Genomic DNA, 22,366 nt, shown 5'->3' with positions numbered 1-22,366 from the left:
ATCATTTCCCACCTTTCAGTCTTTTTCTTTCTCTAAATAAAATATTAATACAAACGATAATCAACATTCCACCTAAGATTTGTATAACTCCAATTGTATTTGCACGAGCATACTGAGTTCGTGAGCTAGCCACCGCTAATTCTCGAATAACAAAACTGATACTTTTTGTTCCTGCAGCACCATTTGTCAAAAAGAATACTTCGTTATAGAGCAAAAATCCTGAAGTTGCTGCCATAATTGAAACAGTTTTAATTGTCCCCTTAATCATCGGAATCGTAATATACCACTCTTTCCTCCAACCAGTAATATTGTCTAAAATAGCAGCTTCTTGAACTTCTTCTGGAATAGCAAAAATTTGCCCTAGAATCATAATGGTTGATGCTCCTGCAAAGAAAATATAAGCGCCAGTCATAGCAGCTATATTTAATCCTGGAGTCAACAGTACTGAATCTTTAAACGATGGATTAAATAGATGAATAATTTGGTTAACAACGCCATAGTTTGGATTATAGATTTGAAGAAAAATCAATCCCATAGCAGCACTAGAAATGATACTTGGTACAATATAAAGATTTCTAGATATCTTCCAGCCTTTTAATTTCTTAGATAATGTAATTGCAACAGATAAAGCTAAAGGAACTTGAATAATAACACCAATTACAGCCCAACGAACAGAATTAATTAGAGCTTCTGTAAAAAATGGGTATTCTTTAAAAACATACCTATAATTTTCAAATAATTTATCAAATCCAAGAAACTCAGGGGTGTTTAAATTTGTATAATCCCATTTAGCAAATGAAGTTAAAAAGATTGTTACTACAGAATAAAAATAAAATAGAAAGAAACAAATCAACGTTGGCAAAAGAAATAAAAAGATAAATCGTCTTTTTTGATTCTTCCTATTTTGTAGGCTCATAACTTTTTGTGCCATAAACAAACTCCTTTTTCAAATATATGAGTAAAATCAAGCTCAGTTGGCAGTGCCAACTGAGCTTCGTTTCCACTCCCTAAAACAATTAACCAATCAATGATTTCAACACATCTTGAGTAGATTTCACTTTTTGATCAACATCTACATTTTCAGCAGCACTTTCTGTCAATGCATTGATAATAGCTGTGTGTACATCGCCACCCCAAACATCACTTACAGTTGGAACAACTACTTTTGCATTCTTAACTTGAGTGATTGCTTGTCCTAAAATTTTAGTTGTAGCTTCTGAACTCTTTTCTGAAAGTTCTTTTACATTTACATTTTCATTAGAAGGATTTGCTCCTACTTTTTCAAAAATTACTTTTTGTACATCATCGCTAGTCATATATTTCAAAAACTCAAGAGCTAGTTTTTGTTTAGCTTCAGACATCTTACTTGAGATAGTGATACCACCTCCAGAAGAACTAATTGCTACACCTGCAGGATAGATTCCAGGTGCAAGACTTGGGTTCTTAGACATCTCACCAGAAGCCCACACACCATTAAAGAAGACTGCAGATTTACCTTCTTGGAAGTCTTTAGAATAAGCATTAGCATCGCCACCAGCATTCTTAGAACCATTAGCTTGAATTTCTTTCATAACCATTTTCAAAGCATCTGCAAATTCTTTAGATTCGATTCCTTCTTTTGTTAATGGTTTGTCTAATAATTTACGCCCATTTTCTGTGGTTCCTAAGACTGTATTAAACAAGCGAATAGATGGTTCTCCAGCACCAAATGCATACACTCCATCTTGCTTTCTCACAGTAGCCATTGCTTGTGTAAAATCTTCCCAAGTATTCCACTGATCAGGTGTTTTAGCACCTGCTTTTGCAAATATATCCTTGTTATACCACAAACCCATTGTAAATAACTGTTCGTGAACTGTATAAATTTTTCCATCTTTTTGGTTTTGTTTATAGTTCAAACCAACATTTTTTTCAAGCTTATTTGAATCGATATATGGTTTCAAATCTAAAACAAGTTTTTGTTCAATTGCAGCTAATGATACTGCATTACCTGCTAGGTCAATCACATCTGGAAATTCACCACTAGCAACCTTGTTATTCATTACATCCTTCAAATCACCATTTATAGGAATTGGTTTAAATTCTACACCACTATCTTTATGTTCTTCTGCAAATTTATCATATAAATCTCGCATAGTCTTCGCTACAGGCCATTCATCTTCACTATGATGATATCCATGATAAAATTCTAATACTTCTTTACCAGAAGAACTTCCACCGCTTGCATCCTTAGATGTTCCACAAGCTGCTAAACCAAGGGTAGCTACTAACCCGATAACAGCGCATTTCAAAAGACTTTTTTTGTTCATGACAAAACCTCCGTTTTTTTATTTTTGTTTATGATAGCTGAGGATAATAATATTGTGTATCAGTAATATTTGTCATAATATCCTTTAACCCTGTATCCTCGTTTATTTTACCTTGACTTAATAGCTGTATACAAATATTCCCCACAGCTGTAGCTTCAGTCGAACCTGTAAGAACCTCTTTACCAGTTCTATCAGCAATCATTTGATTAAAGTAACTAGCTCTAGCACCTCCTCCAATCACATATATCCTTTTATAAGACTTATGAGTTAGCCCTTCTAATAACTCTATCGTTTTCCTATACGTTTCAGCTAGGCTTTCATAAACGATCTTAAATAGTTGTCCATCTGTCCACTCTCTAGTTTCATGATGATAAGCTAGATATTCTGTCAAAGTCTTGTACATATCAGATTCTGTTGCAAATTCAGTTGATTCAGTATCAATCAAAGGAAGATCTTCTTTTTCTTTCTCCACCATTGTCCTAATATCATCAAAAGAATAGGCCTTCCCCCTTCGTTCAAATGAACGTCTTAGTTCCTCTATGATCCATAGCCCTGTACAATTCTTCAGAAATGTAATCACTCCATCTTTGCCTACCTCATTTGTAAATCCATAGCTGAAAGATTCGGTATTAAGAATCGGTGAAGTAAGTTCCACTCCAACTAAAGACCAAGTACCTGATGAAATAAATAAACTACCTTCTGTCTTAGGAACTGAGACAATCGCACTGGCTGTATCATGGCTACAAACATTCACAACAGGAATGTCTCCTAAACCATACTCCTCTTTTATCCTTCCAAGGACATTTCCCTCTGAAACAATTTCAGGAAGTAAAGATGAATCCAATTCAAATAGTTTTAAGATATTCTGATTCCACTTTTGACTTCTCGGATCAAATAATTGAGTTGTTGAAGCAATGCTTTTTTCTGTAGCAAACTGACCTGTCAAGAGATAATTAAACAAATCTGGCATTAAAAGAATCTTATTGGTCTTATAGAAAGAGTCAGGAGATTCTTGACGTGCCTTAAAGAGTTGAAACAAGGTATTTATCTCCATAATCTGATTTCCTGTCTCTGAATACAGTTTTTCTAATTCAGTCATTTCAGATATTTCCTTTAACACTCCCTTTGTTCTTTCATCACGATAATGAACAGGTTGTGATAACAGCTTACCTTCATTATCAATCAGTCCAAAATCAACTCCCCATGTGTCAATACCGATAGATAAAATCTTGTAACTAGTATTAGCCAAGCGGATGCTTTCAAGAATTTTAGCTAGTAGAAAGTCAGCATCCCAAGATAAATGCCCTTTTACTCTAATAGGTAGATTAGAAAAGCGATTTATTTCTTCCATTACTAGTTTATTTTCAGAAAGGTAACCAACGATTGCTCTTCCAGAAGTCGCACCTAAATCTATTGCTAAAACCGCTTCCATTTTTCTTCTCTCTTCGTCCTTGATTAAGTTTATTATAATACCCACATTTTATTTTTTCAATATGTGAACGCTTACTTGAATAAAATTCATACGTTTGCGCCATAAACATAAAAATAATTCAAATTCCTTCAATTTGTGCTATAATATAGTTGAGATGATAAATTAGGAGGAGCTTATGATAAAAGATGAACGTATACTTGAATTGATTGAAATTATCAAAAAGAAAAAAAGAATTGCCGTAAAAGAGTTGGCAGAAATCACTTTCTCCAGCACAAGTACCTTACGTCGTGATTTAATTTTCTTAGAAAATCAAGGTCTTATCAAAAGAAAGCACGGATACGTGACCCTGTCCTCTATGAACACAATTGAACTTTCTCATCAAATACGTGAAGGAGAAAGTACTAGGCAAAAAAGACTAATCGCTAGTCTCGCTAAAGACTTTATTCGGTCAGGTATGTGTATCTATCTAGATTCTAGTACTACTACCTACGAACTTTGTCCCTATCTTTCTGAACTTGATAATTTGATTATTTTTACAAATGGTTTACATACTGCACAAACCCTATCTGAAACTGTTAAAGATAGCTCCAAAATCTTTATCACATCTGGAGAAGTCAAACATCAATCCTGTTCCGTGGTCAACTATGAAAAGGAAAATTCTTTATTAGACCACTTTAATATCGATTTAGCATTTTGTTCAGCCAGAGGCATTGACGACCAATACGTTTATGAAGCTTCGCTAAGTCAAGCTATTTCAAAAAAGAATATTATTGACAAAGCCCATGAAACCATCTTACTGATTGATAGTTCTAAATTTTACAAGACTGGATTTTTTAAAATTAATCCCCTCTCCAAATACACAACCTTTATTTCTGACACCTTGCCAGATCAAAAATTATTAGACGCAGTAGAATTATTTGATGGAGAATGGGTTTCTGATAGTCAATGAAAATCAAATAGGAAGCTAGTCTCAGGTTGCTCAAAGTACAGATTTGAAAATTGATCAAGTCAGCTCGAAACACTGTTTTGAGGTTGTATATGGAGCTGACAAAGTCAAGTCCCCCATAGACACGGCAAGACGAAGCTGATATGATGTGAAGAGATTTTCGAAGAATATTCGTTCTGTCTGCTGACTTATCTACAAATACTCGCCACATGACATTATTTTCTCAGCAACCCCAAAAACAGAAGCTGGGCAAATACCCAATTTCAGGAGAAAATGGAGTAAACCTTCCCACAATAAAACGCATAGTATCAAGTTTTTGCACACCTGATATTATGCGTTTTCCTGATTTTCAAGACTTTGTCGCTTAGACCCTATATTTCAAGAATTAAGTGACCTTGATGATCTAAATTTATTGTGGTATACTATTTTTGTCATCGGTTACCGATTACGTTCCTATGGGTTCGTGAGAGGAGGTGAAACTAATGAGCCTTATCATAGAGCTCGCTCTTACTATTATAGCGGATGTTATAGCTGGAATTATCTTGTATTTCGTCTGCAGATGGCTAGATAGTAAGGAGTAGACCGACTGACTAGCCTATCAACACCCGTTAAATCGCTAAGATACGTCAAAAAAGCCCTTAACTACGGCAATAGTTAAGGGCTTTGGTGTTCTAATGAACCTTATCAATTAACTATATTCTAGCATATAAGCCCAGATATTTCAAGAGTTTTATTTATTTTTTTAAGTTCCCTTAGATATCTGAAAGGTCTAAAGTGAAACGGAATAAGTAATGTCTAATCCCTTTAAAAGACTCATAAAAACATCATTACAGTGAACCGCACTCCAATAGTTCAAGAATTAAGCAATGTTGATGATCTAAATTTAGTGTGGTATAATACTTTTGTCATCGGTTACCGATTACGTTCCTATGGGTTCGTGAGAGGAGGTGAAACTAATGAGCCTTATACCAGAGCTTGCTCTTACTATTATAGCAGATGTTATAGCTGGAATTATCTTGTATTTCGTCTGCAAATGGCTAGATGGTAAGAAGTAGACCGAATGACTAGCCTATCAACACCCGTTAAATCGCTAAGATACGTCAAAAAAGCCCTTAACTATGGCACTAGTTAGGGGCTTTGGTGTTCTAATGAACCTTATACACTAACTACATTCTAGCATATAAGTCCTAATATTTCAAGCATTAAGTGAGGTTGATGATCTAAATTTAATGTGATATACTATTTTTGTCATCGGTTACCGATTACGTTCCTTACGGTTCGTGAAAGGAGGTGAAACTAATGAGCCTTATCCCAGAGCTCGCTCTTACTATTATAGCAGACGTCATAGCTGGAATCATCTTGTATTTCGTTTGCAAATGGCTAGATGGTAAGAAGTAGACCGAATGACTAGCCTATCAACACCCGTTAAATCGCTAAGATACGTCAAAAAATCCCTTAACTACTGGCATAGTTAAGGGATTTGGTGTTCTAATGAACCTTATCCGATAAAATTATTCTAACATACAAATCCAGATATTTCAAGAGTTTTATTTATTGTTTAAAGTTCTGAAAGATCTATAATGAAGTTAGCCATCTAGTATCAAAAAACCGACTAGCTCTTATGAACTAGTCGATTTCTCATTAATGCGCCAACATTTCTTGGGCGATTTCTTGTCCAGATAGGTTATCTGGGTAGTAGGTTGGCCAGTTATCCATTTCTTCAAAGAGGGCTTCTTGGCTTGTGCCTCCAAAGAAGATATGGAAATGTTCTGCCTTAACTGGGGCGATATTGTGGTCACTAAACTGAACATACTTGAACTGTCCAGCGTCCGCATCTGTGGCTTCAAAAAGGAAGCGTACCCCACGATTACCTTTCTTGTAAGTCAATATTTTCTTACCAACATACTTATAAGTATATTTCTTGCTTTGTCCACCTTGAACAAATTCCATAGTGTTATCAGTGATATTAATCTTAGTCACATCTGTCTGATAGCCTTTTGTATAGTAGGCCTTGTACTCAGCCTGAGTCATCTTACCAGTCAACTTAGCCTTGTAGTCAAAGACTTGATCAAACGTGCCATCTTCAAGGAAAGGATAAACTGATTGCCAGTTACCTGCATAGTCACTCAAGGTACGATCCTTGACATCTGCATCCTCAAAGTAACCATTTTGAACTGTCTTAGTATCCTCTGCCTTTTCAGGTTCGATAGCTGGACCTTCTTGGTCTGTTGTTTGTTTCAAAGCTTTGAGGTTTTTCTCCATGATAGAGATATAATTTTCTCCCGCCTTGGTATCTTCTTCTGTCAGACTTTCTAAAGGATTGAGGACATCTGTTTTGACACCTGCCTCTTTTGAAAGTGTGTTAGCAAGGGCTTGTGAAGCATTTTCTTCAAAGTAGATGTAGGCAATTTTATTTCTCTTGACGTACTCTGTCAATTCTGCCAAACGTGCAGCTGATGGCTCTGCATCTGGAGAAAGTCCTGAGATTGCGACTTGTTTGAGCCCATAGTCCAAGGCGAGATAGTTAAAGGCTGCGTGTTGCGTTACAAAGCTCTTTTGTTTGGCTTGAGACAAGCCTTCTGCATAAGCCTTATCCAAGGCTTGCAATTTTTCGATATAGGCAGATGCGTTCTTTTCAAAGATCTCTTTTTTATCAGGATAATCTGCTGACAAGCTATCGCGGATGTGCTCTACAAGTTTAATGGCACGGACTGGTGATAACCAAACATGGGGGTCAAACTCATGGTGATGACCTTCTTCTCCATGGTCATGGTCTCCCTCTTCTTCCTCGCCACCTGGCAAAAGCAACATATCGCCTGTCGCCTTAATGGTTTTGACCTTTTTCTTATCCAAAGTATCTAGCAATTTAGGTACCCATGTTTCCATGTTTTCATTTTCATAAACGAAGGTGTCTGCGTCTTGAATTTTGGCAACTGCCTTGGCAGACGGTTCATATTCATGGGGTTCTGTACCAGCACCGATGAGGAGTTCTACATTAGCAGTATCTCCTGCGACTTGCTTGGTAAATTCATAGACAGGGTAAAAGGTTGTCACAATATTTAGTTTGCCATCTGCCTGTTTTTGATTGGAACAAGCCACTAAAAACAAGGCACATAGACTGGCTAGCAATAAGCTAATTTTTTTCATGTTGGTCTCCTATTTGATAAAACGTCTTACTAAACTAATTAGCAAGAAAACAGTTACAAAAATAATAGTAATACTTGCACTTGCAGGTGTTTCTGCATAGTAGGAAATGTAAAGTCCTGCCACCATTCCCAAAAATCCAATAGCACTGGCAAGCAGCATAACCGATTTAAAGTTTTTCCCCAGACGCAGGGCAATACTAGCTGGCAAGACCATAATGGTCGACACCAAAAGAGCTCCTGCAGCAGGAATCATAAGGGCAATAGCCACTCCTGTAACCATGTTAAAAAGAATAGACATGGTACGAACGGGCAAGCCATCCACAAAGGCCGTATCCTCATCAAAGGTCAAGATATACATAGGACGAAGGAAGAGGAAGGTCAAAATCAAAACAACCGCTGCAATGACAAAGAGGGAAATGACCTGTTCTTCACTAATAGTCACGATTGAACCAAAAAGATACTGGTCCAAACTCATAGAACTCGAGCTTTTACCCTTGCTCATGACAATCAGAGAAACAGCCAGACCTGTTGACATAAGGATAGCTGTCCCGATTTCCATAAAGCTCTTGTAAACCGTACGGAGATACTCCAGAAAGACCGCCGCAATCAAGACAATGGCAATAGTTGAAATAGTCGGAGAAATCCCCAGAACCAGACCAAAGGCTACACCTGAAAGAGAGACGTGGCTAAGGGTATCGCTCATCAAACTCTGACGACGCAAGATGAGGAAGGTTCCCAATACTGGCGAGAAAAGACTCATGGCAATAACGGCCAGAAAGGCGCGTTGCATAAAGTCATAAGATAACAAACTAAGCATGGCCCACCTCCTGATCATTCTCATGAACGTTGAAACAACGCCATGGCGAGTCTTGGTTACGGACTAGATGAATATTGCGGTCCGCATAATCCTTAACTTCTTCAGGGTCATGGGTAATCATCAAAACAGCCTTGCCATGATGATGAGCGCTGTGGTGCATGAGTTCGTAAAATTCATTTTTACTTCCTGCATCCATCCCCGTTGTCGGCTCATCTAGGATAAACACATCTGGGTCCGAAGCAAACATACGCGCAATCACCGCTCGCTGCTTTTGTCCTCCAGATAGAGACCCCAAGCGTTTATCTCGGTGTTCCCACATGCCAACTGAGTCCAGACTAGCCTTGATATGCTCCTCATCATGAGCATTCAAGCGACGGAACCAGCCTTTTCGCGGATAGCGACCCGACTTGACAAATTCATAAACCGTACTTGGAAAACCTGCATTAAAACTGGCAATCTGTTGAGGAAGGTAAGCTATTCTCAATTTCTTACCCTGCGTATTTGTCTTTGAAATGGTCACCTTACCTATGCGTGGTTGGAGGATACCAAGACTGGCCTTGATGAGTGTCGTTTTAGCCGCTCCATTTTCCCCTGTCAAGGTAACAAATTCCCCACTATCAACACTATAATTGATATGTTCAAGAACGGGTTCCTTATCATAATAGAAGGATAAATCCTCTACCGTAATATATCTCATTATTTGATTTCTCCTACTAAAGCAGTCAAAAACCGCTGAATCACTTTTTGTTCATTTGGAGTAAACTGAGTCGCCACTTGTTCATAGGTTAAAAGTGTATGCTCATGGTGATGGTGGTGCTCCTCAGCGATTGGACGAGCCAAATCAGTCAATTGATAAAAAATCACACGTGCATCCTTAGGATCTTTAGACGTTTCCAACATCCCTTCCTTGACCAAAGACTTAATAGCTTTGGTAACTGCCGCCTGACTGACATTGAGGCGACGAGCCAATTCTGAATTGGTTAAAGATTCCTCTGACAAAAGCATGAGGATATGCTCCTGGGTGTTGGTCAGAGCTACCTCGCTAGTGCAATGACCTATTAGGATTTCATGTTGGTTTTCCGCCTGTAAAATCACCTCATTCAAAAAAGCATCGATATCCTTCGCTAGCTGTCTCATATCTGACTCCTTTCCTTTTGAACTTCTCTTTTTTAAGAGAAAAATACTATTCTGTAGAATTTTATTTACCAGTTAATTATATCACAAGCAAAAAAAGAGTCAAGAAAAAACGTAAAAATCGGCTTCATTCTTGAACTCTTCTATATTATGAACTATTGAAATTCTTTGACATCTCCATCATAAGTCGCCCAATCTTTGCTGAAAAAGCGCTCATTCAGATGGTAAGTCGGAGCTGGTGTGGGATTGGATAGGAAAGGATCAACTGCCTTGTCAAAAGCCAACCAACCCAACCAACCAAGGTGAATGGTGTCCTTCATAAAGAAAGGCTCCCCACCATCCTTAGAAAAATCCGCTATATTGGTAAAACCTTGACTCTCTAACTGGTAGCGAATCTTCTGCACCGTTTGTTGGTACATATCCTCTCGTAAACCAGCGTAGTCCATCCATTTTTTATTAACAGGTGGAATGATAAAAATCGGGTTTACCTTAGATTTAGAAAACTGGGTTAACACCAACTGCAGGTCATTATACTCCGGTGATTTAAGGTAGGTAAAGTTTTTCTGAGAATCCTTTAATTTCTTCAAATCCTTCTTGATCTGCTTATTATAGAAATCATTCTCCATTCCCAGATCATTATTGGAAGTATTTTTTTCAGCATCTGCTTTGACAACATCTTCTATGGCTTGATAAGAAAACTGATCTGGCAAGGTCTTTAAATACTTAGATACATGCTTCTCGTAGTTGATATAGCCTCTAACCGAAAACTGACCAAAAAAGGAAGCTTGGCGCTCATTAAAACGAGCCAATAATTCAATCATTTCATTGTCTGCCGTCGATAATTCTTCTTTGCTTGCCAACTTCTGAACCAGATCCTTCATAGCTACGTTTGGAAACTGCTGCAGCAAGCGAGTCGCTGCATATTGACTAGCCTGATCTCCAGATTGATGTTCCAGAAAACTGGTCAACTGGTCTCCATTAAAATACTGCTGAAAAGCTGCTGGCTCATAGCCATTTTTACTGAACCACTGAGGTGAGATAACATACACAACTTGTTTATTCTCCAGCTGTGGCAGCATCTGTTGCATCCCAAAATACTGGTTAAGCGATGCAGCTCCCCTCTGTCCTAAAAGATAAGGACGGTAGGAGCGATTGTATTTCTCAGCTAATACCGCAGGATGGGCACCGTCAAAACGAAGCCATTCACTGGAGCCAAAGAAAGGAACAAAACGCATATTTGGATCAGATAGCGCCCTGACCTTTTGACTTCGCTCCTTAAAACTATCGATAGTAGTAGCCACTGCTGAACGCTTTTCAGCTCCTAGATTATGACGCATCTCAGTAGGATAAAAGAAAATGAGCAGAAAAACCAACAAACCAGCTATCAAGACCGGTCCGAAGATCATCCATAAGCGTTTAAGCATTTTGTAGCTCCATAATACCAGCTATGATTTTATTGGCTGTATTCCAGTCGTCGCGACCAAACTCTGTTACAGGGACACGAATGTCAAAACGGTTCTCAATCTCCACAATCAACTCAACCGTTCCCATACTATCCAAAACACCTGCATCAAAAAGATCTTCATCCATCATGTCAGAAACATCTTCCATAAACAACTCATCAATAATTTCGATAACTTCTGATTTGATATCCATATTTTATTTCCTTTATTTTTTAAACCATAAATCATTCAAAAATCCAGAAAAGATCAAGAATGACAGCATGACGGCATGGAAGGTGACAACCATGCCAAGCAACTGAATCCAGCGATTCTCAGGTAGAGCAGGCTTCCCTGCTTTTTTCCGTTCCTTATTGTGCGTTTTTTTCTTACGAACCCAAGCGTCATTGATGACCAGCCCAATCCCATGAAAGAGTCCATAGGCGATGTAGTACCAGGTCACACCGTGCCAAAATCCCATAATCAGCATATTTACAATATAGGCCACGCTTGAGGTTACATTGCGATTCTTAAAGACCTTCTTTCTGGTCAACACCATGACCATTCGCATAAAGACAAAGTCACGGAACCAGAAAGAGAGACTCATGTGCCAACGATTCCAAAACTCTTTTAAATCCCTTGATAAAAAGGGCTTGTTAAAGTTGATAGGGCTACGGATTCCCATCAAATTTGAAATGGCTAAGGCAAACATAGAGTAACCTGCAAAATCAAAGAAAAGCTCCAGACCAAAGGTATACATAACCGCTAAAGCATAAAGGTTAAAGAAGCCACCTGACTGCAGGGCTAGATTCTTCAGAGGAGGGAGTAAGGTCTCTCCTAAAACATGAGCTAGGATAAACTTATACAAAAATCCCCACATGATATAGCGAACAGATTCATCCAGCATATTCATCAACTCATCTCGCTCAGGAATGGTCTGATAATTTTCATTGAAACGTTTAAAGCGATCAATTGGACCACTTGAAAAAGTCGGCATGAAGAGAAGGAAACGGAGGAATTCCCAGAGGGTAAAATCCTTAATCACTCCATCTCTCAGCTCAATGATAATCCCAACCGAACGAAAGGTCAGGTAAGAAATTCCCAAAAATCCAAGCAAAGACTGCGTTCCATTGATAGCTGGCTGCACCTTGACAAAGATAATCGGAAGGAGGGACAGAAAACTAACTAGGTAGAAGACCCACTTGCCATCCTTGCTTTTTCGATAATGCTTGTAGAAAAGCAGGAGCAATATTTCCCAGCAAAGGTAAATACCCAAGGCAGCTAGTTGATTGGTCTTCCCACCCACCAACATGGTGACGATAAAGAAGAGGCTAACCAGCACTTCATACCAGGCAAAGCGTTTCTTGAAAAAGAGACCGATAAAGATGGGCAAGGTTGCAACAATCACATAGACAAAATACTGAGGATTGCCGTATGGCTCTAAATGAGGAAGCTGTTGAAAAAACTCCATCATCTCTTATTCACCTCGTTAATCAATCCTTTGATGTCAATCTTTCCATTTGGAGTCAGTGGCAAACTGTCTCGGTAAAGGAATTTAGACGGCATCATATAGGACATCATGATGTCTGTCAAATCTTCCTTGATGGCCTTGGTAATATCGATATCTCGCTCAAACTGCTCACGAACACCATCTTTTAAGATGACATAGGCCAATAGATTTTGCACCTTGTGGTCCTTGTTATAACGCGGTACTGCAACAGCAGACTCGATATAGCGAGACTTGTTGAGGTTTTGAGAGACATCTTCTAACTCAATGCGGTAACCGTTGAACTTAATTTGGAAGTCCATGCGTCCACCGTAGAGAAGCAAGCCCTCATCTGTCATGGTTCCCACATCGCCTGTGTGGTAGGCTGGCAGTCCTTCAAACTCAAAGAAAGCTTCCGCTGTTTTTTCAGGATTGTTCATATAGCCTTTTGAAACAGCTGGCCCAGAAACAATGATTTCTCCCTGTTCGCCATTTGGCAATTTATTGCCTTCCTCGTCAATGATAAAGGTTGGAGAGTCAGCCTTGGTATAGCCGATTGGTAGGCGTTTGAGAGTCGCTAGCATCTCATCTGTCACGGCAACTGCTGACAGGGCCACTGTCGCTTCTGTTGGACCGTAGGCATTGATAATACGGGCATTTGGGAAACGCTCGCGCAGTTTTTGAGCTGTTTTAACCGTCAATTCTTCGCCATCAAAGTAGAAATGCGTGATTCCAGGCATTTTCTCACTGTTGAAGTCTTCAGACAACATGGCCATATCCGCAAAAGAAGGGGTTGATGTCCAGATAGCAATCGGCAATGAAAAGATGGTCGCAAAGAGTTGCTTAAAGTCCTGAGTAATGGCAGATGGAAGAGCGAAAAGCGTACCACCCAGTGCCAAGGTCGGTGCCCAGTACATGACAGACAGGTCAAAAGAATAAGGTGGCTGAGCCAGCATTTGCGGACGACTTGGCGTCGCAAATTCCTTGTCCGTAATCATCCAATTGGTAAAGCTGAGGAGGTTATCATGGGAAATCTGCACTCCCTTTGGCTTACCAGTCGTACCAGAAGTAAAGATGATGTAGTAATTATCATCGCCCTTGACTGGATGCGTGATCTCATAGCTTGTCCCTTGAGCAAAGGCTTCTTGAACCTGAGCTAGAGTCATCATTGGCGTAGAAACCTGCTCCAATGGAAAGTCTGAGATGGCAATAATCAAGCTTGGCTCTGCTACTTCTAAAATAGCTGAAACTCGCTCCAAGGCCGAATGGCTATCAATTGGAATGTAGGCATGACCTGACTTAGTCAAGGATACAAAAGTTGCCAACATTTCATACTCTTGACCACCAAAAACGACCACAGGAGACTTCTCTGGCAAGCCTAGTTGGTCAATGGCTGTAGCCAAACTATCCGAATCAGCCTTCAAATCGCCATAAGTGTGTTCCTGCCCCAAAACATTGTAAACAGGATAGCTAGGCTGTGTCTGAGCAAAATGCTCAATGGTTTCAATCATATCTACTATTGGTTTATTTGACACAATAGGAATTCTCCTTCAAGTTAAAATTCATTATAGATAAAGCTTCCTTGACCCTGACCAAGATAGCTAAAGAAGTAAAGCAGCCCTAGAAAGATAAGAAAATACAAGGCTGTCCGACCAAGAAAGAGGTACAATTCTTTTCTCTGTTTCATCAAGAAAAACCATTCATTTCTGTAATTTTTGCTAAAGTAAGATGAACTCTTACTATAGTATTTTTCTACTATTGTACCACTTTCTAGGGTAATTTTTCAATTGTTTGCCGTAGATTTTCAGTAGATTTCAGTTTATTTTAAGGATTATGCGTTTTTCTATGTATATTTTAAAAGAAAAAAGCCTGAGATTTTCATCTCAAGCTCTATCAACATAATTTTTTTCCAGATTAGAAAAGTGAGAACACAAGCACGGCCAAGGCTGCACCGATAACAGGTCCCACAACAGGAATCCAGGCATAAGACCAATCTCCGTCTCCCTTATTTGAAATTGGAAGGATACTGTGCATGATACGAGGTCCAAGGTCACGCGCAGGGTTCAAGGCATAACCTGTTGTCCCACCTAGTGATAGACCGATACCGACAATCAAAGTTCCTACTGCAAAGGTTCCGATTCCTGCTTGAAGGTCATAAAGTCCCAAAGCAAAGATTGTCAATACCAATACAAAGGTGCCAAGGATTTCGCTGATCAAGTTTGATACAGTATCTTTGATGGCTGGTCCAGTACTGAAGGTTGCCAGGATATTTCCTGCATTTTCTTCTACCTCATAATGCGGTTTGAATTGCAACCAAACCAAAATCTGACCCAGCATAGCCCCTGCAAACTGGGCTAAGATATAAGGTAAAACGGAAGCCCAAGGCAAGCCACCTTTTAAAGCTACACCAATTGTCACAGCTGGGTTTAAATGAGCTGGACTGAGCTTGCCAGATACAAAGACAGCAACCGCAACTGCAATCCCCCAACCCATAGTAATCACAATCCAACCTGAGCTGTTGCTCTTGGTTTTCGGAAGAACCACACCAGCCACAACACCATTTCCTAGAAGAATCAGGATTAAAGTCCCCAAAAATTCTCCAAATAATTCATTCATCATCTTTCTGTCTCCATTAAAAAGAAGGGGCGGGCGACAAGGAGTCCTGCCCTCCACCTCTTTTATTTTTTTCTTAATTTTTTAATTCTGCTAAATCGTTGTTAGCGAGGGCTACTTCGACGTCCGCACGGTAGCCTGCTTTTTCTTCTTCTGACCAATCATAGAATCGTCCCATTTCATTCAAAACTGGCTCAACGATGCTATCCAAGCTATCACGCATAAAGAGCATATGGTTGGTACGACGAAGAAGGAAGTCAACTGGGCTAAGTGCCAACTCATTGCGCATTGCATAGTGAAGGGACAAGGTGTCTGCCAAGCTGAGTCCTGGTGCTTGTTCCAAGCTGTGAGCAAGAGCAAAGACCTTCGGTGCATTTGAACCATAAAGATTTGCTAGGTAATGGGCTTCCTTGCTATCCAAGCCACGTGACACTCCAAGTTGGGCAAAGGCTTCGATTTCTGAGTCCACATTTGCTGGGTTCAATTCTCCACCTGAAACAGGGTAAGTCTTAGAGTTGATGAGTTTAAAGCTGCGGTCAAATTCTGCTTTGAGGATGTCAACCACGCGCTCCATAGCTCCTTCAGCCATCTTACGGTAGTCTGTGATTTTACCACCAGCAAGGGTCAAGAGACCATTATCATCTCGGTCCAAGCTCGAACCACGTGAAACTGCAGATGGATCCAAATGTTTCTCAGAGGTACTGCTTTCAAGCTTGCTAACAGCAGCCTCTACATCTTCACGCGTTTTTTCTTTAGAGAGATAAGATTCAACAGTCGCAATCAAGTTGTTAAAGCTTTCATCACTGATGGTTCCGTTATTTCCTCCATTGTAGTCAGAAGCGCTATTGCCTGCGATCAATGGACGAAGACCTGCCCAGCTGCTTTCGATATCATCAATGGTAATGTTAGCTTCTGGGAAGCGGTTGTTGACAATGCCAAGTAGGTAATCTACATCTTCCTGAGTCACTTTTGGATGTTCCAAATCACCTGTGTAGTCTGTATCCGTTGTACCAAAGTAAGTCTTGTTTTCACGTGGGAGAACAAAGACCATGCGGCCATCACCCAAACCTGTGTCAAAGTAAACTGGCTGTGAAACCTTGATCTTGCTTGAGTCCACTACCAAGTGAACTCCCTTAGTTGGACGCATTTGTGAGAATTGTGTTCCCATATTAGACAAATTGCGCACCTTGTCGCTCCAAGGGCCTGTTGTGTTAATCACCAGACGGGCCTTGATTTCAAAGACTTGGTCTGTCAAGAGATCACGAGCTACAACACCTGTAATCTTGCCACTTTCGTCAAAGAGGAAGCCTTCTGCCTTAACGTGGTTGGCAATGAGGGCACCGTCTTGATTGGCACGTTTGATATTTTCAATCACGAGACGCGCATCGTTATTACGGAAGTCAAGGTAAACCCCACCTCCTACCAAGCCTTCTTTCTTCAAGTTTGGCTGGCGTTCTAAAACTTCTTCCTTGCTCAAAACCTTGTTAGCAGCTGGTGTGTTATTAACCCCTGCCAAAAGGTCGTACAAGTCCATGGCTACTTTAAGACGGAAGAGGCTAAAGGTCGCTCCATCTTCTTCATAAACTGGTAAAAGCATTGGATCTGGTTTTGGAATATGTGGAGCGATTTGTTGAACTACAGCACGTTCAGAAACCGTATCTGAGACTACTTCTACGTCGAATTGTTTGAGGTAACGAAGACCTCCGTGAACTAATTTTGTTGAACGGCTGGATGTTCCTTCTGCGAAGTCCTGCATTTCAATCAAACCAGTCTCAAGACCGCTAGCTGCCGCCTGCAAGGCTACACCAGCCCCTGTGATTCCTCCACCGATAATCAAGAGATCCAGAGTGCGTTCCTGCATTTTTTTAATTGATAATTCACGTGTTTTCTTTGAAAATTCCATATTTACACACTTTCTAACTAAGTCGCTTTATTCTTCCAGTATTAGTCGTCTACTTCCGCAAAGACTTGGGTTGCTTTCACAGCCTTCTTCCAACCCTTGTAGAGTTGTTCCTTGCGAGATTCGTTCATAGATGGCTCAAAGAGTTCTCCTGTCTCGTTCAAGAGTTTCAACTCATCCAAGTCTTTCCAGTACCCTACTGACAAACCAGCTAGGAAGGCTGCTCCTAGAGCTGTTGTTTCCAAGTTTTTGGCGCGTGCAATGTCGATTCCCAAGATGTCAGCTTGGAACTGCATGAGGAAGTTGTTCATAGCTGCACCACCGTCTACTTTCAAGACCTGTATAGCTGTCTGAGCATCCACTTGCATCGTATCGATAATATCACGCACTTGATAAGCGATAGATTGCAAAGTCGCCTTGATAAAGTCTTCTTTGCTTGTTCCACGAGTTAAGCCAAAGACAGAACCGCGAGCGTTTTGGTTCCAGTATGGAGCACCTAGACCTGTAAAGGCTGGAACGACATAAACTTCATCATTGTTGTGAGAATCACGAGCATATTTTTCAGATTCTGGTGAATTTTCTACCATGCGAAGACCGTCACGAAGCCATTGAATGGCACTTCCTGCGATGAAGATTGAACCTTCCAAGGCATAGTAAACCTTGCCGTTGATTCCGTAACCAATCGTTGTCAAGAGGTTGTTTTCAGATAACTGCATTTCTTCACCAGTATTCATGATGATGAAAGAGCCTGTTCCATAAGTATTTTTAACCATACCAGGTTCAAAGGCCAACTGTCCAAAGAGGGCTGCTTGTTGGTCCCCAGCCATACCTGAGATTGGCACTTCTCCACCGTAGAAATGGAAGGGCGCTGTCTTACCGTAGATTTCAGAGTTAGAACGAACTTCTGGAAGCATAGCCTTTGGAATGTTGAGAATTTCCAAAATCTCATCATCCCATTTGAGTTCTTTAATGTTATAAAGCATGGTACGAGCTGCGTTTGAGTAGTCCGTCACGTGAGCCGCACCGTCAGTCAATTTCCAAACCAACCAAGTGTCAATAGTACCAAAGAGCAATTCCCCTTTTTCTGCTCGCTCTTGAGCGCCCTCTACATGGTCCAAAATCCAACGAACCTTGGTCGCAGAGAAGTAAGCATCGATGATCAAACCAGTCTTTTCATGGAATTTTTCCACATAACCTTGGCTTTTCAGTTGTTCAGCCAGAGGAGCAGTTTGGCGTGATTGCCAAACGATAGCATTGTAGATAGGAAGGCCTGTTTTCTTATCCCAAACGACCGTTGTTTCACGTTGGTTGGTAATCCCGATTGCCTCAATCTGACTTGGTTTCACACCACTTTCGATGAAAGCACCCGCAATAACTGACTGAACAGAGTTCCAAATTTCATTGGCATTGTGCTCTACCCAACCTGCCTGAGGGAAAATCTGAGTGAACTCTTTTTGACTCGAGCTAACTTTTTCTCCTTTTTTGTTGAAAATAATGGCACGAGAACTTGTTGTCCCCTGGTCAATGGCCATGATGTATTTTTCTTGTGACATGTGCTGTCCTCCTGATAATGATCTTGAGGTTGTCTCCTCTTTACAGTAACTAGTATACAAAATAAAGCGCTTTCTTGTTTATCAACTTTTTTTAATTTTTAAAAAAACGTGAGGAGATTGTGTAAATTTCACAAAAAAGACCTGGAAGCACCAAGTCTTTTAAGTGAATAATAACTGACGAATCCCTGCCAAATCTTCCATATCCAAGTCATTTTTTAAATAATAGACTGGTGTCTGCTCCTTCTTATGAATCGGGTTATTTGTAACCAGCAAATCATAATGTCGAGTTCGGTCATAGGCTTCAATGGTAATAAAACGATTGTATTCCAAATACCGTTTCAAAATGGCAGCCATCCTTGAAAAGACAAGAAAACCAGATGTCAAATCCAGACCAATCCGCATATGCTGACCACCATTTTCAGCCATATATTCTATCAACTGGAGCCATTCCCAGAGAATTTTCTTATCCAAATCCGTCCCCTGCTGAAAGGCAGGCAAGGCATGAAAAATCTCCTCCGCCGTTTCCTTAAAATCATGTTCCATCAGCAAATAAGGATGACGATTCTCCAACTGGTACTTGTAGCGGTCCTGTAAAATATAGCCCTTATAGAGATAGACTTGAGCACAAAGCTGACTGAGTTCATAGGTAACGTGATCCTCTGTGTAATCCCCCAGCAGCTCCTCCTTCTTCATTTCTTGAATCAATTGCGTCAGCAAATCTGCCAACTGCCCTCCAAATCCAAGGATATACTCCATAGTATGAAGAGGAAGAATACGATGAGATAGGAGGAAAGAGAAGAATATCATCATCTCACCATCTTCAGTTCCTAGAGGGATGTGTTGCCCAGCAAAAAAGGACGGAGCCTTTCTCAGCAAACGAAGATAAAAGATATTGTCAAAATACCCTCGCATTTTCTCTTCTATGACTTGAAACTGACAGGCGTTGACCCGAAGACGTTGTTGACTGATGTGACTCCACAAAACCAAGTCCAATTTCTGCCCCGAAGACAAACTTGCACCGCAGATTTCTTCTAAACTGGCAATCTCCTGTTTTCTCTCTGGTTTCTGCATGTGACCTTCCCACTCCTGACTCGACCAGACCTTGCGGAAAAGACAGAAATAGAAATAGCGAATCTGATGTTCTGGGCCTCGCCAACGTCCATTTTGGATGGATAAGTCAAATTCTGACAAAATCTGATTTAAACCAGCCAAATGACGACCAAGTGTTGCCTCACTAATCATCAATTCTTGAGCCAGCTGATGGGCTAAAAACTGTTGGTGGTAGAGAAGATAGACCAAAATTTGGTATTTAACAGCATTCTCCAAAAACAGGCTCCGAATATCTCTCCCCTTGGTAGCTGCACCGATTGACAGGCGCAGATTTTCATCTTCTAAGGAGATAGTCAGCTCTAAGCCACTTTCCAAAGCCTTGTCATTGAGCAGGGTGACATATTTGGTTAGGGTTGCTTTTGAAAATCCTGTTTCCTCCATTACAGCCTTGACAGTCGTCTGAGACTCTTGTAATAGAAAGGAAAGGATTGAAAATTGGCCAGATTCAGCCTTTTCCATCAAATCTCCTAAATACATTTGTTACCCCTTTCATTTTCTACCTTAAGCATAGCATAAATCTTACAAATGCTGAAATAATCTGTTTCTATTTTTATTTTCATGCTGATTTCCTGGTCCATTATCCTGAAAATCAGCAAACACACGGCTCCCCCTTTGGGCATTTTTATGCTAAAATAGTAGCTATGGATAAAATTATTAAAACTATATCAGAAAGCGGAGCCTTTCGTGCTTTTGTCCTTGACAGCACAGAAACCGTCCGCACTGCTCAAGAAAAACACCAAACCCAAGCTAGCTCAACTGTAGCGCTTGGTCGAACTCTTATCGCTAGCCAGATTCTCGCAGCCAATGAAAAAGGAAATACCAAACTAACAGTTAAGGTACTGGGATCTAGCTCTCTAGGAGCCATTATCACCGTTGCTGATACCAAGGGGAACGTCAAAGGCTACGTTCAAAATCCTGGTGTTGACATCAAAAAGACTGCAACTGGTGAAATCCTAGTTGGACCTTTTGTTGGAAACGGTCAATTCCTCGTTATCACAGACTACGGTACTGGAAATCCTTACAACTCTATGACTCCCCTTATCTCTGGGGAAATCGGTGAAGACCTGGCCTTTTACCTGACTGAAAGTCAACAAACCCCTTCAGCAGTCGGTCTCAATGTCCTTTTAGACGAGGAAGACAAGGTCAAGGTTGCAGGTGGTTTCCTAGTCCAAGTCTTGCCAGGAGCCAAGGAAGAAGAGATTGCCCGTTTTGAGAAACGCATCCAAGAAATGCCAGCTATCTCAACCCTTCTCGAAAGCGAAGACCATATCGAAGCCCTTCTCAAGGCTATCTACGGGGACGAGGCCTACAAGCGTCTTTCTGAAGAAGAAATCCGTTTCCAATGTGACTGTAGTCATGAGCGTTTTATGAATGCTCTTGCCAGCCTTCCAAGCTCAGACCTACAGGAAATGAAAGAGGAAGACCACGGGGCAGAAATCACTTGTCAATTCTGCCAAACGACTTACAACTTTGATGAAAACGACCTGGAGGAACTCATTCGTGACAAATCTTAATACACCTTTTATGATTGGCAATGTTGAGATTCCCAATCGTACTGTTTTAGCACCTATGGCTGGTGTCACCAACTCAGCCTTTCGTACTATTGCAAAAGAGCTCGGAGCTGGACTCGTTGTCATGGAAATGGTCTCTGACAAGGGAATCCAATACAACAATGAAAAAACCTTGCATATGCTTCATATCGATGAGGGCGAAAACCCTGTTTCTATCCAATTATTTGGTAGTGATGAAGACAGCCTAGCACGCGCAGCAGAATTTATCCAAGAAAACACCAAAACCGATATCGTGGATATCAACATGGGCTGCCCTGTTAACAAAATCGTGAAGAACGAAGCTGGCGCTATGTGGCTCAAGGATCCAGACAAGATCTACTCTATCATCAACAAGGTCCAATCTGTCCTTGATATCCCCCTTACTGTCAAAATGCGTACAGGATGGGCTGACCCGTCTCTCGCAGTAGAAAACGCCCTCGCTGCTGAAGCAGCAGGTGTTTCTGCCCTCGCCATGCATGGCCGTACCCGTGAACAAATGTATACAGGTCACGCAGACCTTGAGACTCTCCATAAAGTTGCTCAAGCTTTGACCAAGATTCCATTTATCGCAAACGGTGACATCCGTACGGTTCAAGAAGCCAAACAGCGTATCGAAGAAGTTGGTGCTGACGCAGTCATGATTGGCCGTGCAGCCATGGGAAATCCCTACCTCTTCAACCAAATCAACCATTACTTTGAAACAGGAGAAATTCTCCCTGATTTGACCTTTGAGGACAAGATGAAAATCGCCTACGAACACTTAAAACGATTGATTAACCTCAAAGGGGAAAACGTCGCAGTTCGTGAATTCCGTGGCCTCGCTCCTCACTACCTCCGTGGAACATCTGGTGCAGCCAAACTCCGTGGAGCCATTTCACAAGCTAGCACTCTGACAGAGATTGAGGTTCTCTTGCAGTTGGATAAGGCTTAA

19 protein-coding genes are annotated in these 22,366 nt (G+C 40.7%); 3 read left to right on the top strand and 16 right to left on the bottom strand.

Annotated elements, in window-relative coordinates:
* Position 1: 1 nt before the first annotated feature.
* The 3 genes from HT732_RS07400 to HT732_RS07390 form a co-directional block, all read right to left on the bottom strand.
* The gene (locus tag HT732_RS07400) at positions 2 to 931 is read right to left on the bottom strand and encodes a sugar ABC transporter permease (protein WP_078140508.1); all 930 of its coding nucleotides are present in this window, start codon (positions 929 to 931) and stop codon (positions 2 to 4) included.
* 85 nt (positions 932 to 1,016) lie between these two features.
* Positions 1,017 to 2,309: an ABC transporter substrate-binding protein gene (locus tag HT732_RS07395; protein ID WP_050972299.1), complete on the bottom strand. Its 1,293-nt coding sequence runs from the start codon at positions 2,307 to 2,309 to the stop codon at positions 1,017 to 1,019.
* Between the two features lie 28 nt (positions 2,310 to 2,337).
* Positions 2,338 to 3,741: a rhamnulokinase family protein gene (locus HT732_RS07390; RefSeq protein WP_173254487.1), complete on the bottom strand. Its 1,404-nt coding sequence runs from the start codon at positions 3,739 to 3,741 to the stop codon at positions 2,338 to 2,340.
* A 175-nt stretch (positions 3,742 to 3,916) separates the two neighbouring features.
* On the opposite strand from HT732_RS07390, the gene HT732_RS07385 reads away from it, so the two are divergent.
* On the top strand, positions 3,917 to 4,690 hold the full coding sequence (locus tag HT732_RS07385; protein ID WP_173254486.1) for a DeoR/GlpR family DNA-binding transcription regulator: 774 nt from the start codon (positions 3,917 to 3,919) through the stop codon (positions 4,688 to 4,690).
* 1,638 nt (positions 4,691 to 6,328) lie between these two features.
* Here the strand turns inward: HT732_RS07385 and adcA are convergent.
* The 13 genes from adcA to HT732_RS07315 form a co-directional block, all read right to left on the bottom strand.
* Positions 6,329 to 7,834: a zinc ABC transporter substrate-binding lipoprotein AdcA gene (gene adcA / locus HT732_RS07375; RefSeq protein ID WP_173254484.1), complete on the bottom strand. Its 1,506-nt coding sequence runs from the start codon at positions 7,832 to 7,834 to the stop codon at positions 6,329 to 6,331.
* Positions 7,835 to 7,843: 9 nt separating this feature from the next.
* Positions 7,844 to 8,650, bottom strand: a complete 807-nt coding sequence (locus HT732_RS07370; protein ID WP_000950030.1) for a metal ABC transporter permease — start codon at positions 8,648 to 8,650, stop codon at positions 7,844 to 7,846.
* Positions 8,643 to 9,347 (bottom strand): metal ABC transporter ATP-binding protein, encoded by a 705-nt coding sequence (locus HT732_RS07365; protein WP_001269496.1) that lies wholly within the window; start codon positions 9,345 to 9,347, stop codon positions 8,643 to 8,645. Before HT732_RS07365 ends, HT732_RS07370 begins: the two co-directional genes overlap by 8 nt.
* Complete coding sequence (gene adcR / locus HT732_RS07360; protein WP_001249308.1) at positions 9,347 to 9,787, bottom strand: zinc-dependent transcriptional regulator AdcR; 441 nt, start codon at positions 9,785 to 9,787, stop codon at positions 9,347 to 9,349. The genes HT732_RS07365 and adcR overlap by 1 nt, the downstream gene beginning before the upstream one ends.
* A gap of 152 nt (positions 9,788 to 9,939) precedes the next feature.
* Positions 9,940 to 11,208, bottom strand: coding sequence for a D-alanyl-lipoteichoic acid biosynthesis protein DltD (gene dltD, locus HT732_RS07355; protein WP_173254483.1), 1,269 nt, complete (start codon positions 11,206 to 11,208; stop codon positions 9,940 to 9,942).
* The gene (dltC, locus tag HT732_RS07350) at positions 11,201 to 11,440 is read right to left on the bottom strand and encodes a D-alanine--poly(phosphoribitol) ligase subunit DltC (protein WP_050197725.1); all 240 of its coding nucleotides are present in this window, start codon (positions 11,438 to 11,440) and stop codon (positions 11,201 to 11,203) included. The genes dltD and dltC overlap by 8 nt, the downstream gene beginning before the upstream one ends.
* A 12-nt stretch (positions 11,441 to 11,452) precedes the next feature.
* Entirely contained in the window at positions 11,453 to 12,697 is a 1,245-nt protein-coding gene (gene dltB, locus HT732_RS07345) for a D-alanyl-lipoteichoic acid biosynthesis protein DltB (protein ID WP_173254482.1), read from the bottom strand.
* Entirely contained in the window at positions 12,694 to 14,244 is a 1,551-nt protein-coding gene (dltA, locus tag HT732_RS07340; RefSeq protein WP_004242799.1) for a D-alanine--poly(phosphoribitol) ligase subunit DltA, read from the bottom strand. The genes dltB and dltA overlap by 4 nt, the downstream gene beginning before the upstream one ends.
* A 20-nt stretch (positions 14,245 to 14,264) precedes the next feature.
* On the bottom strand, positions 14,265 to 14,396 hold the full coding sequence (locus HT732_RS07335) for a teichoic acid D-Ala incorporation-associated protein DltX (RefSeq protein WP_000813667.1): 132 nt from the start codon (positions 14,394 to 14,396) through the stop codon (positions 14,265 to 14,267).
* A gap of 227 nt (positions 14,397 to 14,623) precedes the next feature.
* On the bottom strand, positions 14,624 to 15,328 hold the full coding sequence (locus HT732_RS07330; protein ID WP_173254481.1) for an MIP/aquaporin family protein: 705 nt from the start codon (positions 15,326 to 15,328) through the stop codon (positions 14,624 to 14,626).
* A 70-nt stretch (positions 15,329 to 15,398) separates the two neighbouring features.
* Positions 15,399 to 17,225 carry a type 1 glycerol-3-phosphate oxidase gene (glpO, locus tag HT732_RS07325; RefSeq protein WP_173254480.1) on the bottom strand — a complete coding sequence of 609 codons (1,827 nt, stop codon included), beginning with the start codon at positions 17,223 to 17,225 and terminating at the stop codon, positions 15,399 to 15,401.
* A gap of 41 nt (positions 17,226 to 17,266) precedes the next feature.
* The gene (gene glpK / locus HT732_RS07320; protein ID WP_000076797.1) at positions 17,267 to 18,775 is read right to left on the bottom strand and encodes a glycerol kinase GlpK; all 1,509 of its coding nucleotides are present in this window, start codon (positions 18,773 to 18,775) and stop codon (positions 17,267 to 17,269) included.
* Between the two features lie 159 nt (positions 18,776 to 18,934).
* On the bottom strand, positions 18,935 to 20,362 hold the full coding sequence (locus HT732_RS07315) for a helix-turn-helix domain-containing protein (RefSeq protein WP_173254479.1): 1,428 nt from the start codon (positions 20,360 to 20,362) through the stop codon (positions 18,935 to 18,937).
* A 164-nt stretch (positions 20,363 to 20,526) separates the two neighbouring features.
* On the opposite strand from HT732_RS07315, the gene hslO reads away from it, so the two are divergent.
* Positions 20,527 to 21,399 (top strand): Hsp33 family molecular chaperone HslO, encoded by an 873-nt coding sequence (gene hslO / locus HT732_RS07310; protein WP_173254478.1) that lies wholly within the window; start codon positions 20,527 to 20,529, stop codon positions 21,397 to 21,399.
* Positions 21,386 to 22,366, top strand: coding sequence for a tRNA dihydrouridine synthase DusB (gene dusB / locus HT732_RS07305; protein WP_173254477.1), 981 nt, complete (start codon positions 21,386 to 21,388; stop codon positions 22,364 to 22,366). Before hslO ends, dusB begins: the two co-directional genes overlap by 14 nt.

It is taken from the genome of Streptococcus sp. 5346 (assembly GCF_013277455.1).
GTDB lineage: Bacteria > Bacillota > Bacilli > Lactobacillales > Streptococcaceae > Streptococcus.
Note: the sequence above shows the minus strand (reverse complement) of the source record. Positions and strands in the feature narration are given on the sequence as shown.